The following is a 23643-nucleotide window of genomic DNA, read 5'->3' as shown; positions in this document are numbered from 1 at the left end:
AGTTCACTTTTCACAATTAAAGTCAATAGTCAATTTTGCTGCGCAAGTGAAAGGTTAATGGTAACCTTCACTAATAATTCACTGCAAAGCAGATTCACTATTGACAATTCACTTTTACAATTGAAGTCACTGGTCAATTTTGCTGCGCAAGTCAAATGTCAATGATAATCCTACCAAAAAACTCACTGTGAAGCGGGATTTCCTACTGACAATTCACGCTTAAGCAGCTAATAGTCAATGATAATCTCCGTTGACAAGCAAATTCACAATTCGTAATTGACAAATCACTAAAAATGCCTAAATTTGTACGCTTTTAGAAAAATAAGAAATGCAATTATCAGAACAAGAAATCATTAGAAGAGAAAAGCTGAATAAGCTTACTGAAATGGGAATTAATGCATTCCCTGCGGAGGAGTATACCATTACAGATACTACAGAATCTATAAAACAGGATTTTTCTGAAAATAAACAGGTGAAGATCGCTGGTAGATTGATGTCCCGCAGAATTCAGGGGAAGGCTTCTTTTGCTGAATTGCAGGACTCTAAAGGTAAGATCCAGGTTTATTTTAACAGAGACGAGATCTGTCCGGGTGAAGATAAAGAGCTTTATAATGAAGTGTATAAGCACCTTTTGGATATCGGTGATATTATCGGTATTGAAGGAACCTTATTCACTACTCAGGTAGGAGAAATGACAATTTTGGTAAAAAACTTTACGCTTCTTACCAAAGCTTTACGTCCGCTTCCTCAGGCTAAAACTGATGAAAATGGAGTAGTGCACGACGGATTTACAGATCCTGAATTGAGATACAGACAGCGTTATGTAGATTTAACGGTTAATCCACAGGTAAAAGAAATCTTTGTAAAGAGAACAAAAATGTTCAATGCAATGAGAACTTTCTTTAACGATGCCGGATATTTTGAGGTAGAAACACCTATCCTGCAGTCGATTCCTGGAGGAGCGGCAGCAAAACCGTTTATCACGCATCACAATGCTTTAGATATTCCGTTATATTTAAGAATTGCCAACGAATTATATCTGAAAAGACTTATCGTAGGAGGTTTCGACGGGGTTTATGAGTTCTCTAAAAACTTCAGAAATGAAGGAATGGACAGAACGCACAATCCTGAATTTACAGCTATGGAGATCTATGTAGCTTACAAAGACTACAACTGGATGATGGATTTCACAGAAAAACTTCTGGAATTCTGTGCAGTTCAGGTGAATGGAAGTGCGGAATCTACTTTCGGAGAGCATACCATTAACTGGAAGGCGCCTTATCCAAGAGTTTCTATGACGGAAGCGATCCAAAAATATACAGGTTTCGATATCACTGGAAAAACTGAACAGGAATTGTTTGATTTTGCCAAATCTATCGGAATTGATGTGAATGAAACGATGGGTAAAGGAAAATTAATTGATGAAATCTTCGGTGAAAAATGTGAAGGAAACTTCATCCAGCCGACGTTTATCACGGATTACCCGATTGAAATGTCTCCTTTGACAAAGAAACACAGAAGCAAAGAAGGCTTAACAGAGCGTTTTGAATTAATGGTTTGTGGAAAAGAAATTGCAAACGCTTATTCAGAGCTTAATGATCCAATCGATCAAAGAGAGCGTTTTGAATCCCAGATGGCCTTATCAGAAAGAGGAGATGATGAAGCGATGTTCATTGACCAAGATTTCTTAAGAGCACTGGAATACGGTATGCCTCCAACTTCCGGATTAGGAATCGGTATGGACAGATTAATCATGTTCTTAACGAACAACGCATCTATCCAGGAAGTATTATTCTTCCCTCAGATGAGACCGGAAAAAACAGTTCCTCAGATTGAATTAGGTGAAGATGAAAAAGTGATCCTTGAAATCCTTAATTCTCAGGAAGAACCGTTTACACTAGCTGAAGTGAAAGAAAGAAGCCAGTTATCCGGTAAAAAGTGGGATAAAGCTTCTAAAACTTTGACTAAGAATAATCTTGTGAAAGTAGATAAGATTGATGATCAGCTTTTGATGAAACTGATATAATCTAGAATATGAAATAAATATAAACCGGTACAGAATCACTCTGTACCGGTTTCTTTTTTCCATTTACGCAGCTGAGTCCTGAAATTCTTAAACGGTGCTACGGTATTGATATGTATCCATTTCCAGACAGGCCATTTTGCGGGTGTTGTAGCCCACTTTCTCTGTTCAGGAACAAATAATGTTTCATAATCAAGGGTTTCAATCCATTCTACAATCTCATTGACCTGATTCTTCAGAATCTCTCTTTGCTGATGAAGGCTTAAATCTCTGTATTCTTTATAAAAAGTTTCATATAAACCACCTAGATTATTCCACTTATACCCCGGTGCGGGAGTCTGTACCGTTATTCCTTTCTTTTCATCCGATTCCCATTGCAATAAAAGACTGGTCCACCCCAGTTGATAGGATATATTCTGTGAAGGGCTTTTATCAACTCCCGGTTTCAGAAGATCTTTTTCGTTCTCGGGAATGTCATTAAACTCTTTATCATAAAGCAGATAATTCTCTTTTATAGCTTCTATAAGTTCGGTTTTGTCTTTATACTGAATCATATCTTACTTTCTCTGCTTACTGAATGAAGCCATCAGGTAAAATAAAAACGGAAGAATAAACAAAGAGCCGAGCATCAATGCCCAACCCAGAGCATTAATAGTTTTTGGAGGAGCCATGTGTTCAAGTAATGAAAGATGTTGTCCGTTTCCGAGCAATATGATATCGGGATTATGCTGGTAAGTGGCTGCAACCAAGATCATTACCATCTGGAACCCTGCCAGTGCACGTACAGGAAGCAGTTTCCGGTGATGCAGGGCACGGAGGATCAATGCTAAAGCTACTGTAGCAAAGGAAATTGCCATAACGCCCAATGGTTTTGAAAATACCCACATCACCAAAGGAATATCGGAAATATAGGCTGTTAAAAACACCAGCATACCTGTGATTACGACAAAGACCATAGTTTGTTTAGATTTTTTGATCATCAATGTAAGATCAGCCTTATCACGGGTTTCTCTTAATGAAAAGATAGAAGCCAGATATGCACATAATGATACGGTAAACAAACCTACGGAAACACCGAACCAGTTCAGCCAGCTGAAAATATATAAGTCCAGAAATCCAACCGCATCCGGATTAATGGAATGTGAAACGGTAGCCGCTGCAATCAGTCCTAAGAAAAATGGAGTTAACAGACTTGCGTAGTAAAAGATTTGGGTATATAAAATCTGCCAGTTATCTTTTACAGCATCATAGTGTCTGAAAGTAAAAGCTGTTCCCCTTGCAATAATTCCCAAAAGCATCAGAACCAGAGGAATATGAAGATAGGTCGACATGGTGGTGTAAATCTCAGGAAATCCTACAAAAAGAATAACGATCGCAATGATCAGCCACATATGATTGGCTTCCCAAACGGGTGCGATGGATTGGTACATGATCTCCTCTGTTTTATGACGTGCTTTTTTATGGGTAAAAAGCTCAACAATCCCGGCGCCGAAATCAGCACCGCCCAAAATGATATAAAGGCAGATAGAAAGCCACAGAAATCCTATAACAACGTAGATCATGATTTTTTGTTTTTATCGTTAAACTGAGCGTCTGTAGGGTCATAAAGTTTCGGTACCATCTGGATCTGTCTTCTTAAAAGAAAGATAATAATCAGGGATAATGACACAAAAATAGCCGTAAAAAAGTAAAATGAATACTGTATTCCCGGCATAGGCGTTACAGCATCTGCTGTTTTCATAATTCCATAAATGATCCATGGTTGTCTTCCGACCTCTGTTACTGTCCATCCTGCCTCCAAAGCGATATATCCGAAAGGTGTTGCGAACAGGAATGTTTTTAAAAGCCAGTTTTTAGTCAGCCATTCCTTTTTAAAGAAGAAGGCATACAGATAAATACTTCCGATGATAATCATGACCACACCGAAGAAGATCATAATTTGGAAAGCGTAATGCACAACAGCTACCGGAGGCCATTCATCACGCGGAAAATCATTTAACCCTTTTACTTCATGGTTGAAATCATTGCTTACCAGGAAGCTTAAAACTTTTGGAATTTTTACTGCATATTTCACTTCTCCTTTTTCTTCATCAGGAATTCCGCCAATAACGAAAGGTGCTCCTTTTTCAGTTTCAAAGTGAGCCTCCATTGCGGCAAGTTTAATAGGTTGTCTTTCCGCAACGGATTTAGCCGCTACATCACCGCTTAAAGGCGCTCCAAATGCCCCAATTAATGCAAATCCTGCAGCAATTCTGAATGCTTTCGTATGGAATTCCACATTCTTTTTCTTCATAATTAAAAAAGCATGAACCCCTGCAACGGCAAATCCTGTCGCACAGAATGCAGCAACTGTCATATGAAGAGCCTGAGGAAACCATGCATCATTGAACATAGCCTTTATAGGATCTATATTGGTATATTGCCCATTGATATAATCAAAACCTGTCGGCGAATTCATCCAGGCATTAGCTGCCACAACCAGAATTCCGGAAGCGAGTCCGCTTAATCCTACCAGAAATCCACAGAACCAATGGAACCATTTGTTGAATTTTTCCCATCCATAAAGAAAGAATCCTATAGCAATAGCCTCAATAAAAAATGCAGTCCCTTCAAGAGAAAACGGCATTCCGAAAATCGGTCCGGCATGTTTCATGAATCCCGGCCACAGAAGGCCAAGCTCAAAAGAAAGCATGGTCCCCGAAACGGCACCGGTTGCAAAAAGAATGGCAACTCCCTTGCTCCAGGCTTTTGTAAGGCCTTTATATACTTCATTATTGGTTTTAAGATATTTCCAGTGAGCGAAGGCCATCAGAAAAGGCATTACCATTCCCACACAGGCGAAAATGATATGAAAGCCCAGTGAGAGAGCCATCTGCGCGCGGGCAGCAATAAAATCATCCATATAATCAACTTTTGAGTAAATAAATTTAAGCATAAAATACGGATGTATAATATGATTTTATACAGATGATATTTGAGAAATAGGTAATAACTTTAAGCTTTTTTAGATAAAACAGTACTCTTGGTTTTAATAAAAACTCTCATCTTTTTTGACATATTTTAACTTTCATAAGTCGAAAAAAATCACGATATTTGTAGGTCTTTGCATTAGGCAAAATTTATTAATTTTATATGAGTCAAAAACAATATACAGCTAGCAGTATCCAGGCCTTAGAGGGTATGGAACACGTTCGACTAAGACCATCAATGTACATTGGAGATGTAGGAGTAAGAGGTCTTCATCATTTGGTTTATGAAGTAGTAGATAACTCTATTGACGAGGCTTTGGCAGGGTATTGCGATACCATTTTGGTAACCATCCACAAAGGGGAGAGTATCTCTGTAAAAGATAACGGTAGAGGAATTCCTGTAGATTTTCACGAAAAAGAACAAAAATCTGCTTTAGAGGTTGTCATGACTAAAATTGGAGCAGGTGGAAAATTTGATAAAGATTCTTACAAAGTATCCGGAGGTCTTCACGGAGTGGGAGTATCTTGTGTGAATGCACTTTCTACTTTATTGGTGGCTACAGTAAGCCTTAACGGGAAATTATATCAACAGAAATATTCAGAGGGTAAAGCCCTTGCAGATGTTGCTGAAATAGGAACTACCACTGAAAGAGGAACAGAAGTTTTCTTCCAGCCAGATGCTACGATCTTTCAGGAAACAGTTTACAACTATGATACCCTTGCAACAAGGTTACGTGAACTGGCTTTTCTTAACAAAGGAATTACAATAACGCTTGTTGATGAAAGAGCAGAGAACGAAGACGGATCTTTCGCGATGGAAGTTTTCCATTCAGAAGGAGGTTTAAAGGAATTCGTTGAATTTATCGACGGAAACAGGGAATCTATCATGGAGAATGTAATTTTCATGGAAGCGGAAAGAGATGATATTCCTGTAGAAGTTGCTATGCGTTATAACACGTCATTCAGCGAAAATCTCCACTCTTATGTAAATAATATCAATACCCATGAAGGGGGAACTCACCTTGCTGGCTTCAGACGTGCTTTGACAAGAACGTTGAAGAAGTATGCTGATGATTTAGGAATCCCACAAAAAGAAAAAGTAGAAATTACAGGAGATGATTTCCGTGAAGGGCTGACCGCTGTAATTTCTGTAAAAGTAATGGAACCTCAGTTTGAAGGACAGACCAAAACAAAACTGGGAAACTCCGAAGTTTCAGGTGCTGTAGATAAAATAGTAGGGGAAATGCTTACTAATTTCTTAGAAGAAAACCCTAATGAAGCGAAAATTATCGTTCAGAAAGTGGTTTTAGCTGCAAAAGCAAGACAAGCTGCTAAGAAGGCCCGTGAAATGGTTCAGAGAAAATCTCCGATGGGAGGCTCAGGACTTCCGGGGAAATTATCTGACTGTTCATCCAAAGATCCGGCAGAATCTGAACTATTCTTAGTAGAGGGAGATTCCGCAGGTGGAACTGCGAAACAAGGTAGAGACAGACATTTCCAGGCTATTTTACCATTAAGAGGTAAAATCCTGAACGTTGAAAAATCTATGCTTCACAAAGTATATGATAACGAGGAAATTAAGAATATCTATACCGCTCTTGGAGTTTCTGTAGGTACAGAAGAAGACAGCAAAGCCTTAAATATGGCTAAACTGAGATATCATAAAGTAGTGATTATGACCGATGCCGATATTGACGGTTCTCACATCTCCACTCTGATTCTTACCTTCTTCTTCAGATTTATGAAGGAACTTATTGAGAACGGATATATTTATATTGCTCAGCCACCTTTATATTTATTAAAGAAAGGAAACAAAAAAGTATATGCCTACAACGAGAAAGAGCGTGAAGAATTTACTTTAGAAATGGCTCCGGACGGAAAAGGTGTAGAAGTTCAGCGTTATAAAGGTCTTGGGGAAATGAACCCTGAACAGCTTTGGGAAACAACTCTTAACCCTGAGCACAGAATTTTAAAGCAGGTAACGATTGATAATGCAGTAGAGGCTGACAACATATTCTCAATGTTGATGGGAGATGAGGTTCCGCCAAGAAGAGAATTTATCGAGAAAAATGCAAAATATGCTAAGATCGACGCATAATTGTTATTAAAAATATATTAAGAAAAGCTTCTATTTATTAGAAGCTTTTTTTATATTTGGTGCAAACCAATAAAAAATAATACTATGTTAACTCTTTTACAAACAGACCCTTATGATGGGTCCGATGCAATGTCGGGTGCAGTAGCTGCAGGACTGGGAATGGGCACTATGATCTTCGGATTGCTTATTTATATATTTTATGGATACTGTATGTATAAAATATTTCAGAAAGCTGGCAGGGAAGATGCGTGGGCAGCTTTTGTACCGGTCTATAATATAATTGTACTGCTGGATATTGTAAAGAAACCAATTTGGTGGATCATTTTGTTCTTTATTCCTTTTGCTAATCTCTATGCATCATGGGTGGTCAATGACAGATTGGCGAAAGCTTTTGGTAAGGAAACCCCGGTTTATACCATTCTTTTGTTTTTCTTTGGATTTATTTTCGTGCCAGTTCTGGCTTTCAGCAGCGATAAATATGACAGCAACAGAATTCCCAATGATCAATGATTGATAATTAAAAAGATATTGGAAGACTTCAGAAATGGAGTCTTTTTTTATGTCTTTATTTAAAAGTGGAAAAATTTTAAATATAATGTTGAAAAAAAGAATTTCACGAAAAAATGATAAAAACATCCTCAATTAGAGATATAAACTGTTAAAATTATAATATGAAAGGGCTTTGATAATGAAGCCTTTTCTATTAGTATTGTTCTTTATATTAAAATAAAAATTTAACATCTATTAAGATTTTATTATTTTTGCCCCAACTTTAATAACCATGATGAAAATTATAATTATTGGGGCCTTATCTACAGCCTCTTTATATTTTGCACAGACCTATCCTGTTTCTGCCATTCCTGAAAACCTGAAGAAAAATGCCAATGTTGTGATCAGGAAGGATTTTACAACGGCGCAGATTAATAAAATTGATGAAATAAAGTATCAGCATCATACAGTAATCACAGTTTTAAACAAAGATGGCGATTCTAAAGCGCAGGTTTATATTCCCTATCAAAAAGGAGACAATATTTCTGATGTTAAAGTTACCGTATATGATGAATCCGGAAAGAAAGTAAAGAGCTTTTCAAAATCAGATTTTGGTGACTTTGCCAACAATACACAAGGTGTATTTTATTCGGATAGCAGGATCCTAGCATTACCGTATACTTCTGCTTATTATCCCTATACAATTGATTTTTCGTATCAGATTACCGATGAGAATACGGTTTTTATTCCTGATTTTATACCGTTTTCTTCTCCCAATATATCTTTAGAAGAAGCTGGATTTAAAGTTATTAATAAGTCCGGGATTGACCTTAAAACGAAAACCTATCCTTCAAAATATAGCTATGCTTCCGTGTCCGTAGCTGATAATGGCAATGAAAAGACCTATTCCTATAAAAGTATTCCGGCAATAGATGATGCCTTGATGCTGCCTCAGCCTGAAAAGATCTTGCCTAAGGTAAGTTTTGCTCTTGCCAAATTCAACCTGGAAGGCAAGCAGGGAATATTGAGCAGCTGGACAGATTTTGGTACCTGGTATTATACTAACCTGGTAGAGCCTGTTTCTGCATCTACTCCGGCCATTAAAGCTGAAGTGGCTGCTTTGAAACTGGAAGGCACAACGGAGGAGAAAGTGAAAAAGATTTATCAGCATATGCAGTCGAAAACCAGGTATATCTTTGTTGGGTTGGGAATCGGGGGATGGTTGCCAATGCTTCCGGACGAAGTTCAGAAGAAAGGGTATGGAGACTGTAAAGGGCTTACCAATTACATGAAAACCTTATTGAATGAAGCAGGAATTCCTTCTCATTACTGCGTGATCAATTCCGGCTCATCACAGGTCTCTTTCGATCCGGATTTTCCATCCATGGGTGGAAACCATGCGATTCTGATGGTGCCTACGGAAAAAGGAAACATCTGGCTGGAAAACACCTCCCAGCAGATTGCTTTTAACCATTTAAGCTACAGCACTACCGACAGAAATGTTCTTGCTGTAACCAAAAAAGGGATCGAACTTATCAATACACCTACCTATACAGCCGAACAGAACAGAGAAAAGCAGATATTTAAAATTAATCTTACAGAAGACAACAGCATCAACGGAGAAATCCAGTTTGCTTATACCGGAAGTCAGTATGATAATAATTTGCCTTATGCTTATTTATCGCCAAAAGAAAGAATTGAGGCTATGAAAGCAAGATTTGATGTTCTGAATTTTGAGAAAGTTGAAATGAAAGACTTTGTGAATGATAAGGACAATGCAGTGATAAAATTCAATGTGGATTTTAAAGCCAACAATTACTCTAAAAATACAGGAACGAACTTAATTTTCAGAGCAGTGCCTATTTTTACGAATAATTACTATAAATCAGATGAAAACAGAGAGCTTCCATTTGAGATAGGGCAGTCTTTCCAGGATGAATATGAGATTGATTTTATCATTCCAAAAAATTATAAAATTGATGAAGTCCCGGAAAATATGACCATCAATTCAGAATTCGGGACCTATAAACTGAACATAGTAAAAAATGGCGAATCGTTGAAAGTCACACGCTTCATTAAAATTAACAAAGGGATATTTCCGAAAGAAAAATACAACGATTACGTGAGTTTCCGAAAAAAGACCCTGAATATTGATAATTCCAAAATCTTACTGACAAAAATCTAACCATGAAAAAAATAATACTAACAGCGTTCTGCTTCGGAACTTTGATCCATATAAACGGCCAGAAGCATGAGTTTCTTGATCCTCCGAAATTTGACAATGCTGATCTTTCCAAAGCGAAATCAACGCTGGATGAAAATGCGCCGGTGGAAATTTTATATAAATCAGTACATTTTGATGTTGATACCTCTACAGGGAACCTTAGAAAAAAGGTGTTTTACAGAGTCAAAATCTATGATAAAGATAAAGCAGAAGACTGGCTGAACCTTGAAATCCCGTTATACAAAAGTACTGGTGGCAATGAAGAGCTGCTAAATAAAATGAAAGCTTTTGTATATAACCTCGAAAACGGAGCCGCCACCGCTACAAAAGTAGATAAGAGTTCAAAATACAAGAGCAAGGAAAGTAAATATATAACCATTACCAAATTTGCTTTTCCCAATGTAAAGAACGGATCGGTTATAGAATACCAGTATGAAGTTTTGTCTCCGTTTTTATATTCAGTTCCGCAGATCGTAATCGAGTCTGATGCGCCTTCTCTGTACACGGAATATATTCTGGACAGCCCTTCGCATGTAGCTTATAATGTGAATTATACAGGCTCACTAACTCCAAAGTACAGGATGGTGGAAGAAAAGACAATGTACGGAATGCCATTTAAAACCTATAGATTCGGGTATGAAAATCTGAAAGGATTCAAAACTGAAAAGTTTGTTAAAAATGACAGAAATTACCGCACAAAAGTAAGTGCAGAGCTTCATTCCACTAATTTTAGAGAGCTTAAAATGCATTCCTCTTCCTGGGAAGAAATCAAAGAGAAGCTGTATAAAGACGAAGATTTTGGTGAAGAGCTGAAAAAAACGAAACTCGTTAAAGAAAATGTATCCTCAATTATTTCAGGCCTCAATTCCGATGCAGAAAAAGCTGATGCCATTTTCAATTATGTAAAAAATACATTCACCTGGAACAAAGACAGAGGAATTTATACAGAAGACGGAATAAAGAAACTGATAGAAACCAAAACCGGAAATGCTGCAGAAATAAACCTTTTGCTTGTCATGATGCTTAGAGAAGCAGGACTGAAAGCAGATCCTCTTGTTATTTCCACTGTAGACAACGGCTTGATCAACCTGACATCTCCCAGCATAGTCGGGATGAATTTTGTTATTGCAACGGTTAAGATAAAAGACAGCCTTAATCTCTATGATGCCACTTCAAAACAGTCATCAATGAATAATCTTCCCCCAAGAGACTGGAATGAGTATGGTGTACTCATGGCTAAAGATAAAGCACTGCTGATGCAGATGGGAAATACCACTACAAGTTTCAATTATCTTACTACAGAAGCAAAAATCAATGAAGATGGCAGTATTTCCGGAACATATTCCGACAAGGATACCGGTTCATATGCGATGTTTGCCAAGGAAAGCTATGACGAGAATGCTGAAAAATATAAAAAACAATATAAAGAAAACTTCTCAATAGATTTTACGGGAATTGAAACCAAGGCTCTGGAAAACGGTGATTTCGAAAGTACAATGAAATTTTCCTCAGACAACCTGATCGATAAGATAGGAAAGAAAATGATCATCAACCCAATGCTTTTTTTGAGCAAAAATTCCAATGAATTTGACCAGACTGATGAAAGAAAATATCCGATTGATTTTATCTCTTCAATTACTAAAGTAAAAAAAGTAATCCTTGAAATACCGGAAGGCTATGTTATAGAAGCAATGCCTAAAAGTAAAAAGATTGTTACCGAAGATAAAGAAATTGAATACAGCTATATTGCTGAACAGAAAGGTAATAAGCTTGAAATAATCTCTACCACAAAAATTGCCAGTCCGGATTATCCAAAAGAATACTATCCTGCATTCAAACAGATTTGGGGAACCGCCTCAAAAAGTGAGAACCAGGTGATAAGCCTGATCAAAAAATCATAGAAGAGAATTTCCTCAGACCGATTATTAGATCAAATAAAAATAATTTTGCAAAACCATTCATTTTTGAATGGTTTTTGCATTACTTCCAGAAATATATAATTATGAAAAACACTATTGCTGTCCTGGCAGTTTCTTCCCTTCTCGCTTTTTCAGCCTGTAAAAAAGGAGAAAATACAACATTATCTGATAAAACAGAAACCTCTCAAACTGAAAAATTCATAGTGGATTCCGTGAAAGTGAGTGACTCTTCAAAGATTGCAGATTCATTAACCATAGGTTTCACTTCCAAACTGCTTGTTTTTCCAACGCTGAAAGACAAACAATTGCTGGACAGTATTTATTTTCAAAATAAGGGAATCAAAGATTTCTCTAAAAAAGGACTGCAGGCTTTTCTGGATAATGAGAAAAACAAATATTTTAATTCTGTAAAAAGTGACAGTAAAGACTGGCTTTCAGATATTTCCTATGCACAGAAATGGTATACAAATACCCATATGAACCTGGTTTCAACTGATAACGATTATATGCATATTGGATATGTATGGAGTTCCTATGAAGGCGGTGCTCATGATAATTATGGGTTTTCAGAAAGAGTTTTCGACCTTAAAAACAATAAAAAACTGGAACTTAAAGCTATTACTTCAATGCCGAAAGGTCAACTTGAAGCTATATTAATGAAGAATATTAATAAAGTACATAGCGGTACAACAGATAATAAAGGAGAAGTAAAGAATTCAGACATGCTGCTGGTAGAAGTCATTCCTGCAACGGATAATTTCTACTTTGATCAGAAAAACCTCTATTTCCATTACAGCCCTTATGAAATTACCGCCTTTGCAGCCGGAGATATTGTTATTCCTGTATCCTGGGAAGAACTGAAAGGAACACTGAATGCAGAATTCAAAGAAAGAATGAAAATAAAGTAAATTAATGCTTCCGGATCTGGAAGCATTTTCTATTTTTGCGGTAATGGAAAAAGTAGCTTTTATCATTAATCCCTTTTCGGCCAAAAAAAATTATCAGCCGTTTCTTGATGAACTTCAAAAAAAGGTTGACAATCCCTTATATTATATCTCCGAATCTATTCCGGCGACAGATGATTTTATCAGGACAAATTTTGATCATATTGATATTTTTGTAGCTATAGGAGGGGACGGAACTATTTCCACCGTGGCAAGAAATCTTATTAATACGGACAAAATTCTGGCGATTTTTCCGGCCGGATCAGGCAATGGATTTTCCAATGAGACTAAATTCAGCAAAAACTTGGATGAACTTTTAGAAAAAATTAAAACCAGAGCATCCAGAAAGATCGATACCTTTACTGTTAATGAAAGACTTTCCATTAATGTTTCAGGAACCGGATTTGACGGAAAAGTGGTGAAAGAATTCGAAAAAACCAACCGTGGGTTCAAAAACTATATCAAAGTATCCCTGAAAACATTCTTTAACTATAAGCCTATCAAAGTTAAATTTTTTGATGAAGCCTATCAGCAGTACAATGGAAAATACCTGATGCTGAATATAGCCAATACACGCCAGTTCGGAAACAATGCTTATATCGCTCCCAACGCAAGTAAAAGTGACGGGTTGGTAGATATGGTGCTGGTAAAAAAATTCCCGCTGACCTACTCAGCTCTTTTTGCCTTCAGAATGTTTACCAAAAGACTGAAAGATGATGAATACGTAACGTATCTGCCCGTTTCGGAAATTTCATTTAAAGTAACGACCAAAAACTGGCATCTTGACGGTGAATTCAATAAAATAAAATCACCGGTTCATGTGAAAGTTTTACCAGCCAGCCTGAATATTTTGGTATAACTGTTTCTGAATTATTTCCAGTAATTTTTCATCAGATCGGCAATCCAGTCGGGCTGTTTGATCGCAGCTTTGGGCTGAAATTCCTTAAATACAGGTTTGATATCCAGTACCGGTGTTCCGTCAATAGCATCAAGAAACTTAACTTTAAGCGTTCTGCCGTTATGTTCCAGTAATTCAACGGTTGAAAGTCCTATTGTGTTAGGCCTGTCTTTTTTACGCTGGCCAAAAATACCTGTCATAGGATAATCTGGATTCCCTCTCGGATGTCCTGAAAAAACAATATCTTCCTTTTTTACCTTATCAAAATAATAAATGATTTCAAGATGTGAGAATTTTGAAATATTGCTGAAAGCTTCTGTTGGAATATGGTCAGCCAGTTCAATCTCGGCAATGATGGTTTCCCAGTGATCATCTATTGGTTCCGTCCGGGAATTCTTGACTGTTGCTATAGGTTGGAGTGTTATTTCCATTGAATTAATATTTTAATGATCAGGTATTTTGTCCGTTTCAAAAGTTCTAAATTTCTAATTTTTTCTCAATTTCATTCGGATGATCCAGGCAATATTGCAGTTGGGTTTTATCCAGTTGCTTCTCCCAGTTGGCTACAACTACTGTAGCCACCGAGTTTCCAATCACGTTCGTTAAAGCCCTGCATTCGCTCATGAATTTATCGATTCCCAGAATAAGAGTCATTCCTGCTATTGGAATTTCAGGAACAACAGCCAGTGTTGCGGCTAATGTTACAAAGCCTGCTCCCGTAACACCCGCAGCGCCTTTTGAGCTTAGCATGGCTACCAAAAGCAGCATCAGCTGTTTTTCCAGCGGAAGATGAATATTCAGGGCCTGGGCAATAAACAGTGAAGCCAGGGTCATATAAATGTTTGTTCCGTCCAGGTTAAAAGAATATCCTGTAGGAACCACAAGCCCCACGATCGCTCTTGAACAGCCTGCCTTTTCCAGCTTTTCCATAATTCCCGGAAGCGCTGATTCAGAAGAGCTGGTTCCTAAAACCAATAGAAGTTCCTCTTTCAGGTAAAACATCAGTTTTAAAATACTGAATCCATTATACCATGCAACCGCTCCCAAAACAATGATAACGAAAAGAATGGAAGTGATATAGAATGTTCCTACTAAAAATATTAGGTTCAATACAGAATGAAGACCATATTTCCCAATCGTAAATGCCATTGCGCCAAAAGCTCCGATTGGAGCCAGCTTCATCAGCATATGGACAATTTTAAAAATAGGGGTAGAAAGATCCTGTAAGAAATCCGTTACTTTCTGGCTTTTTTCTTTAGTCAGAACCAGGGCAACCCCCATGAGAATAGCCACCAAAAGAACCTGGAGTATATTTTCACCTACCAGCGGACTGAAAAGTGTTTCAGGAATAATATTCATGATAAAGCCCGTCAGGGTCGTGTCGTGAGCCTTTTGCTGATATTGCGAAACATCGCCTGACAGGGTAGCAGGATCAATATTTAAACCATGTCCCGGCTGTAAAATATTTCCTACAATTAATCCGATAATCAGGGCTAAGGTGGAAAATGTAAAGAAATAAATCATTGCTTTTACCGCAATACGTCCGACTTTTTTAAGGTCAGTCATATGGGCGATTCCTAAAGTAAGGGTAATGAAGATCACCGGAGCGATGATCATTTTTACCAGTTTGATAAATCCATCACCGAGTGGCTTCATTTTTTCGCCCAGCTCGGGATAGAACCTTCCGAGAAGTATACCTGCTGCTATGGCAATAATAACTTGAAAATAAAGCTGCTGATAGAATTTTTTAGCCTTCAAAGGATTCTTTTTTAGATTTTGAAAGCGGAAAATTAAGAATTTTTATTTTAAAACATGACGAAAGTCAGTTAAAACTGATGATGAAGAAAGGAGATGGGAGATGGAGGTGCTGGAAATTCTGGAAGTTTAGGATAATAAGAGTAGTGGATAAAATAATGCTTCGACTCCGCTCAGCATGACCACGTTGATGTAAACTGTGTCATGCTGAGCGGAGTCGAAGCATGTATAAATAGAACCCCGGATTTTGCTTATTCCACTGCTACAGAATCATCTCCGCGGCCGTCTGCCACAGCATGAATGTTTCCGTTGTCGTCCATCAGGATCAGTTCTGTTTTTCCGATATATTTTATTTTTTCAATCACATAGTTTTTACTTTTGAGAGCCGTGATCGTACTTTCAGGGAAATTATTTTCTACCGTAATTTTCTCAGGAAGCCATTGATGATGAAATTTCGGGGCGTTCACAGAGATGTTGGCATTCAGTTTAAAATCTACCACATTAACGATAGACTGATAAACCGAAGTAGGAATCGTTGTTCCGCCTGGTGTTCCGACCACCATATATGGCTTTCCATTTTTAAGCAGGATAGTAGGAGTCATAGAAGAAAGCATTCTCTTATTAGGCTGTATAGAATTGGCCTCTCCGCCTACGGCTCCGAACATATTCGGAACTCCGGGCTTAATTGAGAAGTCATCCATTTCATTATTTAAAAAGAACCCTGCTCCGGAAACCACAACTTTACTTCCGTAATATCCATTAAGTGTAGTTGTTACAGACGCTGCATTTCCTTCTTTATCTATAACAGAAATATGGGTGGTCTGGGTAGATTCTTTTGGCTGGCTGATGATTTTTCCAACTTCTGAACTTGGTGTTGCTTTACTGAAGCTGAAGCTTTTCCATCTATTCTTTAAATACGAATCCGAAGTAAGAAAGGTAGTTTTGTCCTCAATAAAATCCGGATCGCCCATATATTCTGCCCTGTCTGCAAAAGCTCTTCTTTCTGCCTCCGTCATGATCTGCACAGCCTCTGTTGAATTTTGCTGATATTTTTCCAGGTTTTCGTATCCGGCCATCGTCAGCATTTGGGCAAGCAGTACACCACCACTGGACGGAAGAGGCATAGTGACCACACGATTTCCCTTATAATCGAATTCCAAAGGTTTTCTTTCTGCCGTTTTATAGCTTTTAAGATCCTCCAAAGTAATGATGCCATTGCCTTTCTTCATTTCCGAAACCATAAGCTCAGCAGTTTTTCCTTCATAGAATCCTTTTGCTCCCAGTTTCTGGATCAATCTCAATGTTGCAGCCAGTTCTTTCTGAACTAAAAGATCACCGGCCTTCCAGGGAGTATCTTTTACAAAAGCAATAGAGGATTTGTTATGTTTTAAGAAATTTTCTTTGTGTGTATTCAGCATATTGGCTTCCATTTCGGTAATGGTAAACCCTTTTTCCGCAAGATCAATAGCAGGCTGAATGATTTTATCCATCGGAAGCTTACAGTACTTTAAGGTCGAAAAAAATCCGGAGATACTTCCCGGTACACCTACCGCCAGTCTTCCGTATTGGGAAAGATCTGTATCCGCCTTTCCGTTTTTATCAACGTACATATCCTTAGACGCTTTTTTCGGAGCTGTTTCTCTATAATCGAGAGTAAATTTTTCACCATTATTTTTAACGCCTACCAAAAAGCCGCCACCACCGATGTTTCCTGCCTGCGGATAAACTACGGCAAGAGCATATTGTGTTGCTACAACAGCATCGTAGGCATTTCCACCCATCTTCATCACTTCGGCTCCTGCTTCGCTGGCAAGGGGATGAGCAGAAACCACCACACCTTTATTCTTTACTTTTACCTCCTTTATAATATTGAAATCAGTAAACTGAGCAGATGAAAAATTAAATGCCATAAATAAGGCAGCAAGAAATATTCGCTTCATAAGATTATGTTTTTAAGACAAAAGTAGATAATTTTAAAGAAACTGACCTTTCTTTAATGGGTGTTTATCACGAGATCAGCCGAAAAGTAAGTAAACTATTTATTGAATTGTGTATTTGATATGTAAAAAATCAATAGTATTGATAATATTTATTTAAATATTGTTATTTTTGTAATTATTTTTTAAAGTAATCTTTATTTTGTTGTTTTTAATGTATTTTTATAAGATCAATTGCCACTTAAAAAAATACATATGAATAAAAATTACCAAAAAATTGCTTTGCTTGGAGTATTGTTTTTTATTTCAGCAAATGCCAATGCGCAAACTAAGGATTCAATAAAGACCAACCAGGTGGATGAAGTAAAGATCACCATTGGTTCACGTAATAAGGCAAGGGTTGCTACTGATACTCCGGTGCCGGTAGATGTTATTAATATTGGTTCTCAGTCAGTTTTAAGTCCTCAGATGGACCTTAATCAGATTCTGAATTACGCAGCACCTTCTTTTACATCTAACTCAACAACTGTAGCAGATGGAACGGACCATGTTGATCCTGCCCAGTTAAGAGGACTCGGGCCTGACCAGGTATTGGTCCTGCTTAACGGAAAAAGAAGACATACTTCTTCTTTGGTTAATATCAACGGTTCGCCGGGGAGAGGATCGGTAGGTACTGATCTCAATGCGATTCCTGCATTTGCTATTGAGAGGCTGGAAGTGCTGAGAGACGGAGCCTCTGCACAATATGGATCTGATGCTATTGCAGGAGTGATTAATGTCATCATGAAGAAAAACACCAATGCTTTTGCAGCCGCCATTACAGCGGGAGCTTTCAATTCAAAAGGATCTAATGACCATCATGGAGGATGGGATGGTGGAAAATACCAGGTAGATCTTAATTACGGGACTAAAATCGGGACCAATGGATTTATCAATTTCACAGCAAGTTTATTAAGCAGAGACGGTACCAGAAGAGCTATGGCGGCAAGTGGAGATATTTTTAATGCCTATAATGCAATTGAACAGAGAGCGTTGGAAAACGGGGTGAATATTTCTTCACTTTTTGGTAATATTAGCAATACTCCAAATACACAGCAAATCATAAACTATATCCATCAGTATGCCCCGCAGGTCGGTTATTTTACGGCACAGCAGCAGGCTGATATTCAATCTGCGAGCACTATTACGCAATTGCAGAACCTGTTGAAAGTTAATGTAACTGAAAATGAACTGGCTTACAGGAAATTAACAAGGGATGATTTTAATATGCGGGTAGGGCAGTCGAAACTGACATCCGGCCAGTTTTTTATGAATTCTGAATTTGATCTTTCATCATCTGTGAAAGGATATGCTTTTGGAGGCATTTCTTACAGAGATGGTAATGCAGCAGGCTTTTTCAGAAGACCCAACCAAAACAGAACTTCCACTTCAATATATCCTAATGGCTTTTTGCCTGAAATAGCCTCAGATGTTATTGATCTTTCTTTTGCGGGCGGATTTAAAGGAAAACTAGGAAATGTCAACTATGATATCAGTAATACCTTTGGACAGAATACTTTTGACTATACCATTAAAAATACGGCCAACGCATCTATGGCCTACCCTGGTAAAACAGAATTTGATGCAGGTGGATTGAGCTTTATGCAAAATACGATCAATGCTGATTTCGACACAAAGATTGACTGGCTGAAAGGCTTTAATGTAGCTTTCGGAGGAGAAGCGAGGTTTGAACGGTATAAGATAGAAAACGGAGAAGAGGCATCGTGGGCGCTTTATGATATCAATGGGAAAATCCAGACTCCATCAACTGTTGCTTCTTTGAAGCCAACTGATTTTTTAGGGGCTACCAGGCCGGGTGGATCACAGGTATTCCCGGGTTTTAGACCTGAAAACGCTCTGAATAAAGGAAGGCAGTCTGTAGCGGCTTATGTGGATACAGAACTGGATATTACAGACAAATGGCTGTTAAGTGCTGCTTTGCGGTATGAAAATTATTCTGATTTTGGATCTACGTTCAATTATAAAATAGCAACCCGGTATAAGCTGACAAATCAGATCAATTTAAGAGCAGCTCATTCTACAGGATTCAGAGCTCCATCTTTACAGCAGATTTATTTCAATGCTACCGCAACTCAGTTTGTAGGAGGGGTAGCATTTGAGGTAGGTACATTTTCAAATGATTCAGAAGCAGCTAGGCTCCTCGGTATTCCCCAGTTAAAACAGGAGGAGTCAGCGAGTTATTCTGTAGGTTTTACGGCAAAAATTCCACAAGCTAACCTTACTTTTACTGTTGACGGTTATTATATTAAGATCAAAAACAGGGTGGTTCTTACCGATCAGTTCTCAAGACCGGCCGGAACCTATGCTGACGGAAGCCCGGAAAAAAATCTGCAGGCCCTTTTTGATAAGGCCAATGCCAATGCGGCTACATTTTTTGCTAATGCTATTGATACCCAGACTAAAGGAGTAGAAGGAGTGATTTCTCACAGAGGGAGGTTTTCCGAGAAATTTTCGTTAAATTCTGATTTGGCAGTGACAGTATCCAAAACCAACAGGGTAGGAGATATTCATGGTTCTGATGCCTTGATTAAAGCAGGACAGGTCAATCGTTATTACTCGGAATCCAGCAGGATTTATCTTGAAGAAGCTGTGCCAAGATTTAAAGCTTCTTTGAATAATGCCTTGGAAATTAGTAAATTTAATGTGCTTTTGAGAAATGTGTATTTCGGAAAAGTTACCGACCCGAATACAATGGATGCTAATGGAGATGGTATTGTAAATGGCGAAATCATTAATGGACAGGCTGTTGCTACAGAGCATCCTGTTTGGGGTGGCAAGGTAATTACAGATTTATCCGTAGGATATAAATTCAGTGACAGTTTCAGGCTGACCATTGGGGCTAATAACTTATTTGATATTTATCCGGATAAAAATTACGGACCAACTGCGGTAAAAGTGCCTGCCCTGGATGCTTCCGGTAATTTGACTTACGTTAATGCTGCTCCTATAGACCTTACCAATCAGAATCAGTTCGTTTATTCCAGAAATACATCCCAGTTTGGAATGAATGGAAGATTTCTTTTTGCAAGAGTTAATCTGAGCTTTTAACAGCTTCTTTTTAGATATTATGAAAAAGGTATGTTTATGCATACCTTTTTTATTTTGGTTGGTATGATTTTTTTACTTTTGTAGAATTCTAAAAAAATATGTAAAATGGAATCCTATACGGAAAGAATACTAATTACGGGTGCTCTGGGACAGATCGGCACCGAACTGACAAACAGGCTTGTTGAAATTCACGGAGCTGATAATGTAGTAGCATCGGGACTGGACAGATGGCAAAAAGGAATTACTGCTGCCGGACATTATGAAAGAATGGATGTTACCAATACACAGCTGGTAAGGCAAGTCGTTAAAGACTACGAAATCACAACAGTGTATCATTTAGCATCGCTTTTGTCAGGAACTTCAGAAAAACAGCCAATTTTCGCATGGAAACTGAATCTTGAGCCTCTGCTTCATTTTTGTGAAATGGCAAAGGAAGGCCTTCTTAAAAAGATCTTCTGGCCAAGCTCAATTGCGGTATTCGGGAAAGGAATCCCAAAACATGATGTAGGGCAGGATGTGGTTCTGAATCCTACAACAGTTTATGGAATCTCCAAAATGGCAGGAGAGAAGTGGTGTGAATATTATTTCGACAAGCATGGAGTAGATATAAGAAGTATAAGATATCCGGGACTTATTTCGTGGAAGACTCCGGCTGGAGGTGGTACAACAGACTATGCCGTTGAGATTTTTTACGAAGCTATAGAAGAAGGAAAATATACCAGTTTCATTTCCGAAGATACAGGAATGCCGATGTTATATATGGATGATGCGATCAACGCAACATTGAAATTAATGGAAGCTCCGAAGGAAAGTCTTACCGTTCGTTCTTCCTATAATTTAGGTGGAATGTCATTTACACCAAAAGAATTAGCAGAAGAAATCAAGAAAGAAATCCCTGATTTTTCTATCGATTATCAGCCGGATTTCAGACAGGCAATTGCAGATTCGTGGCCGGCTTCCATTAATGATTCCGTAGCGAAAAAAGACTGGGGGCTGACTTATGATTTCGGAATTTCTGAAATGACGAAAGATATGATTAAGAATCTTAAAGTAAAATTGAATAAAAACTAATTACTTAAATCTATTGTTTAAATAAAAGTTATTTTAACATCTGATTTTTAATTAATTATAAATATTATCTAAAACTTAATTTAAATGATTTTATTGACTTTTAACATCCTGAATATTGAAGCTGAAGCGAAAAACGTTGCAGAAATTTCTGATGGGGAAAGACTAAAAATCACAGAAGATAATACAAAAGCTATTCTTCGGATTTTAGATATTCATGATATAAAAGCAAGTTTTTTTGTAGAGATTTCTATCGCAGAAAAACTGCAGAATTTAATAAAAGCAATTTCATCCAAAGGGCATGAAATTGCTTTTTATAATTTGAATTCCAATCTTCAGGAAATTGAAAATGGTAAGAAGAATATTCAAGACCTTTTGGAAAAACAGGTTAGAGGAATCAGGCAGAAAGATTTCAAGCTTCCTCTACAGGATCTAAAATCCCTGGAGTTTAATTATGTTTCCAATATTGATAATGCAGATATCCTTTTTCCGTTCAAAAGGCTGAAAAGAGATACAGAAATCAATGAAGAAGACGGACTGAGTATTGTCCCTGAAAGTATCTCACCATACAGCCAGCTACCCTATAATGATTTTGTTTTTCAGGTCCTGCCGATGAATTATTATCAGAATATGGTTTTTGAAACCCTCAAAAATGATGATTTTGTACTGATTTATCTCAATTCCTGGCAGTTCACCGATTTTAAAAAATACAGATTTGATATTCCGTTTTACAGAAGCCTGTTTTCGGGCAAAAAAATGGAGGACAAACTGGATGCCCTCCTTACCTGGATTAACGAGAAGGAACTTGCCACTTCCCGTATGAAGGATTATATTTTTTAAATTTCTTTCTCGAGGATTTTTATGCTCCCGCAGATTTAGCAGATGTTTGCGTTGTAATTGGATCGTACATTGTTAAGATATAAGGGCATTATTAAACCTGCTTATCTTTGGCTATAGATCATAATATCCATAAACATTTGCTAAATCTGCGGGAGACTATTTAAGACAGCTCAAAAAGCGTTATTTCCGGCAAGACCCCAACTCTCCCTGGGTAGCCCAGAACTCCAAACCCTCTGTTAACATACAGCATTTTCCCTTCACTTTCATACAGATCGGCCCATTTTGGGTAACGGTACTGTACCGGAGACCATTTTATATTTTTAAGATCCAAACCAAACTGCATCCCGTGGGTGTGTCCTGAAAGTGTCAGATGAATATTTCCGGGGTGTTTTTTTACGACATAATCGAAATGGGTAGGGTCATGGCTCATTAATATTTTCGGAGCGGATTCCGGGACGTTTTTCAAAGCGTCATCAATCTTTCCAAATTGAGGGAATGGCTTCAGTCCCCAGTTTTCGACACCGAGGATGTATAGCTTTTCTCCATTTCTGTCAATGACCCTGTTTTCATTTCTCAGCATATCAAAGCCGGCCTGTTTTTCATATTCAATAAGCGTGTCAAGATTCTTTTTCTTGGCATCATTAGACGTCCATGATACATAATCGCCGTAATCATGGTTTCCCAGCACTGCAAATTTTCCGTCTTTTGCTTTGATCTTGGAAAATAGCGGAATAAAAGGTTTGAATTCATCCGCAACATTATTGACCATGTCTCCTGTAAATAGAACAAGATCAGGATTTTGCTCATTAATTAAGTCAATGGCATGTTGTAGTTTGTCCGGATCAGAAAAGCTGCCACTGTGAACATCAGAGATCTGGATCACTTTATAGCCTTCGAAACTTTTGGAAAGCCCGGGTATTTTTACTTTTATTTTTCTTACCATATGTCTGTATTTTCCGAATGTAATTCCGTCAATAAAAAGAGCAGAAAGAACACCTCCGAGACCTAACCCTACCATACTCAAGAACTTTCTTCTTTCAGGGAAAAAGTTCTCTTTAGGCTGTGTTAATCCTATTAAATATCCTCCAGTTCTGAAGATGTCATCGATTAATAGAAATAATACCACGAAAATTTTCGGCAGAATAAAGATCAGGAATAATGAGATCATAATCTGCGCCCTGACCGTACTTCTGTCAGATCTTTGGAAATGGGTGACTTCATAAGCGAATATCCCGTATACAGCTAAAGAAACTACCCAATAACCCAGTCTTATCCAGAAATTATCGGTTAATGTTTTGATAGCCTGGTATATATATACCTCAAGGAGCAGGAAGATGGCAGCAATGATCAAAAAATTTCTTTGCATAATAA

General features: G+C 37.8%; 17 protein-coding genes. 10 read left to right on the top strand and 7 right to left on the bottom strand.

What is annotated here, in order from left to right; all coding sequences use genetic code 11:
• Nucleotides 1-328: 328 nt before the first annotated feature.
• Complete coding sequence (gene lysS / locus ACTJIV_RS08910) at nucleotides 329-2026, top strand: lysine--tRNA ligase (protein ID WP_111957802.1); 1698 nt, start codon at nucleotides 329-331, stop codon at nucleotides 2024-2026.
• 35 nt (nucleotides 2027-2061) lie between these two features.
• Here lysS and ACTJIV_RS08905 read toward each other — a convergent pair whose 3' ends face one another.
• Genes ACTJIV_RS08905 through ACTJIV_RS08895 form a run of 3 tightly spaced genes read right to left on the bottom strand, consistent with a single transcriptional unit; the run spans nucleotide 2062 to nucleotide 4925 of the window.
• Nucleotides 2062-2577, bottom strand: a complete 516-nt coding sequence (locus ACTJIV_RS08905) for a ClbS/DfsB family four-helix bundle protein (RefSeq protein ID WP_440626922.1) — start codon at nucleotides 2575-2577, stop codon at nucleotides 2062-2064.
• A 3-nt stretch (nucleotides 2578-2580) separates the two neighbouring features.
• Nucleotides 2581-3585: a cytochrome d ubiquinol oxidase subunit II gene (locus ACTJIV_RS08900; RefSeq protein ID WP_440626920.1), complete on the bottom strand. Its 1005-nt coding sequence runs from the start codon at nucleotides 3583-3585 to the stop codon at nucleotides 2581-2583.
• Nucleotides 3582-4925 (bottom strand): cytochrome ubiquinol oxidase subunit I, encoded by a 1344-nt coding sequence (locus tag ACTJIV_RS08895; protein WP_111957920.1) that lies wholly within the window; start codon nucleotides 4923-4925, stop codon nucleotides 3582-3584. The genes ACTJIV_RS08900 and ACTJIV_RS08895 overlap by 4 nt, the downstream gene beginning before the upstream one ends.
• Before the next feature lie 230 nt (nucleotides 4926-5155).
• Between ACTJIV_RS08895 and gyrB the strand changes: the two genes are divergently transcribed.
• The 6 genes from gyrB (at nucleotide 5156) to ACTJIV_RS08865 (ending at nucleotide 13525) form a co-directional block, all read left to right on the top strand.
• The gene (gene gyrB, locus ACTJIV_RS08890) at nucleotides 5156-7090 is read left to right on the top strand and encodes a DNA topoisomerase (ATP-hydrolyzing) subunit B (protein ID WP_111957796.1); all 1935 of its coding nucleotides are present in this window, start codon (nucleotides 5156-5158) and stop codon (nucleotides 7088-7090) included.
• 84 nt (nucleotides 7091-7174) lie between these two features.
• Nucleotides 7175-7600, top strand: coding sequence for a DUF5684 domain-containing protein (locus ACTJIV_RS08885; RefSeq protein WP_336379887.1), 426 nt, complete (start codon nucleotides 7175-7177; stop codon nucleotides 7598-7600).
• Between the two features lie 271 nt (nucleotides 7601-7871).
• On the top strand, nucleotides 7872-9764 hold the full coding sequence (locus tag ACTJIV_RS08880) for a DUF3857 domain-containing protein (protein ID WP_440626917.1): 1893 nt from the start codon (nucleotides 7872-7874) through the stop codon (nucleotides 9762-9764).
• 2 nt (nucleotides 9765-9766) lie between these two features.
• Nucleotides 9767-11704: a transglutaminase-like domain-containing protein gene (locus ACTJIV_RS08875; protein ID WP_440626915.1), complete on the top strand. Its 1938-nt coding sequence runs from the start codon at nucleotides 9767-9769 to the stop codon at nucleotides 11702-11704.
• Between the two features lie 101 nt (nucleotides 11705-11805).
• On the top strand, nucleotides 11806-12630 hold the full coding sequence (locus ACTJIV_RS08870; RefSeq protein WP_336379890.1) for an RsiV family protein: 825 nt from the start codon (nucleotides 11806-11808) through the stop codon (nucleotides 12628-12630).
• A gap of 4 nt (nucleotides 12631-12634) precedes the next feature.
• On the top strand, nucleotides 12635-13525 hold the full coding sequence (locus tag ACTJIV_RS08865) for a diacylglycerol/lipid kinase family protein (protein WP_373865950.1): 891 nt from the start codon (nucleotides 12635-12637) through the stop codon (nucleotides 13523-13525).
• Between the two features lie 11 nt (nucleotides 13526-13536).
• Here the strand turns inward: ACTJIV_RS08865 and tsaA are convergent, their stop codons facing one another.
• The 3 genes from tsaA to ggt all read right to left on the bottom strand — a co-directional run bounded on the left by tsaA (nucleotide 13537) and on the right by ggt (nucleotide 17259).
• Nucleotides 13537-13995, bottom strand: a complete 459-nt coding sequence (gene tsaA, locus ACTJIV_RS08860; protein ID WP_440626913.1) for a tRNA (N6-threonylcarbamoyladenosine(37)-N6)-methyltransferase TrmO — start codon at nucleotides 13993-13995, stop codon at nucleotides 13537-13539.
• A 46-nt stretch (nucleotides 13996-14041) separates the two neighbouring features.
• Entirely contained in the window at nucleotides 14042-15322 is a 1281-nt protein-coding gene (locus ACTJIV_RS08855) for a dicarboxylate/amino acid:cation symporter (RefSeq protein ID WP_440626911.1), read from the bottom strand.
• A 248-nt stretch (nucleotides 15323-15570) separates the two neighbouring features.
• Complete coding sequence (ggt, locus tag ACTJIV_RS08850) at nucleotides 15571-17259, bottom strand: gamma-glutamyltransferase (RefSeq protein WP_440626909.1); 1689 nt, start codon at nucleotides 17257-17259, stop codon at nucleotides 15571-15573.
• A gap of 252 nt (nucleotides 17260-17511) precedes the next feature.
• Here ggt and ACTJIV_RS08845 point away from each other — a divergent pair, with 252 nt between their 5' ends.
• The 3 genes from ACTJIV_RS08845 (at nucleotide 17512) to ACTJIV_RS08835 (ending at nucleotide 22272) form a co-directional block, all read left to right on the top strand.
• Complete coding sequence (locus ACTJIV_RS08845) at nucleotides 17512-20364, top strand: TonB-dependent receptor plug domain-containing protein (protein WP_440626907.1); 2853 nt, start codon at nucleotides 17512-17514, stop codon at nucleotides 20362-20364.
• Nucleotides 20365-20469: 105 nt separating this feature from the next.
• Nucleotides 20470-21435, top strand: a complete 966-nt coding sequence (locus ACTJIV_RS08840; RefSeq protein ID WP_111957780.1) for an NAD-dependent epimerase/dehydratase family protein — start codon at nucleotides 20470-20472, stop codon at nucleotides 21433-21435.
• Between the two features lie 84 nt (nucleotides 21436-21519).
• Nucleotides 21520-22272: a polysaccharide deacetylase family protein gene (locus tag ACTJIV_RS08835; protein WP_440626905.1), complete on the top strand. Its 753-nt coding sequence runs from the start codon at nucleotides 21520-21522 to the stop codon at nucleotides 22270-22272.
• Nucleotides 22273-22432: 160 nt separating this feature from the next.
• Here ACTJIV_RS08835 and ACTJIV_RS08830 read toward each other — a convergent pair whose 3' ends face one another.
• A complete protein-coding gene (locus ACTJIV_RS08830) occupies nucleotides 22433-23638 on the bottom strand; it encodes a metallophosphoesterase (protein WP_440626903.1) in 1206 nt (401 codons plus the stop codon).
• Nucleotides 23639-23643 lie beyond the last annotated feature (5 nt).

Source organism: Chryseobacterium sp. 22532 (assembly GCF_052044665.1).
In the GTDB taxonomy this organism is placed as follows: Bacteria; Bacteroidota; Bacteroidia; order Flavobacteriales; family Weeksellaceae; genus Chryseobacterium; species Chryseobacterium lathyri.
This window is presented reverse-complemented; position numbering and strand designations above follow the sequence as displayed.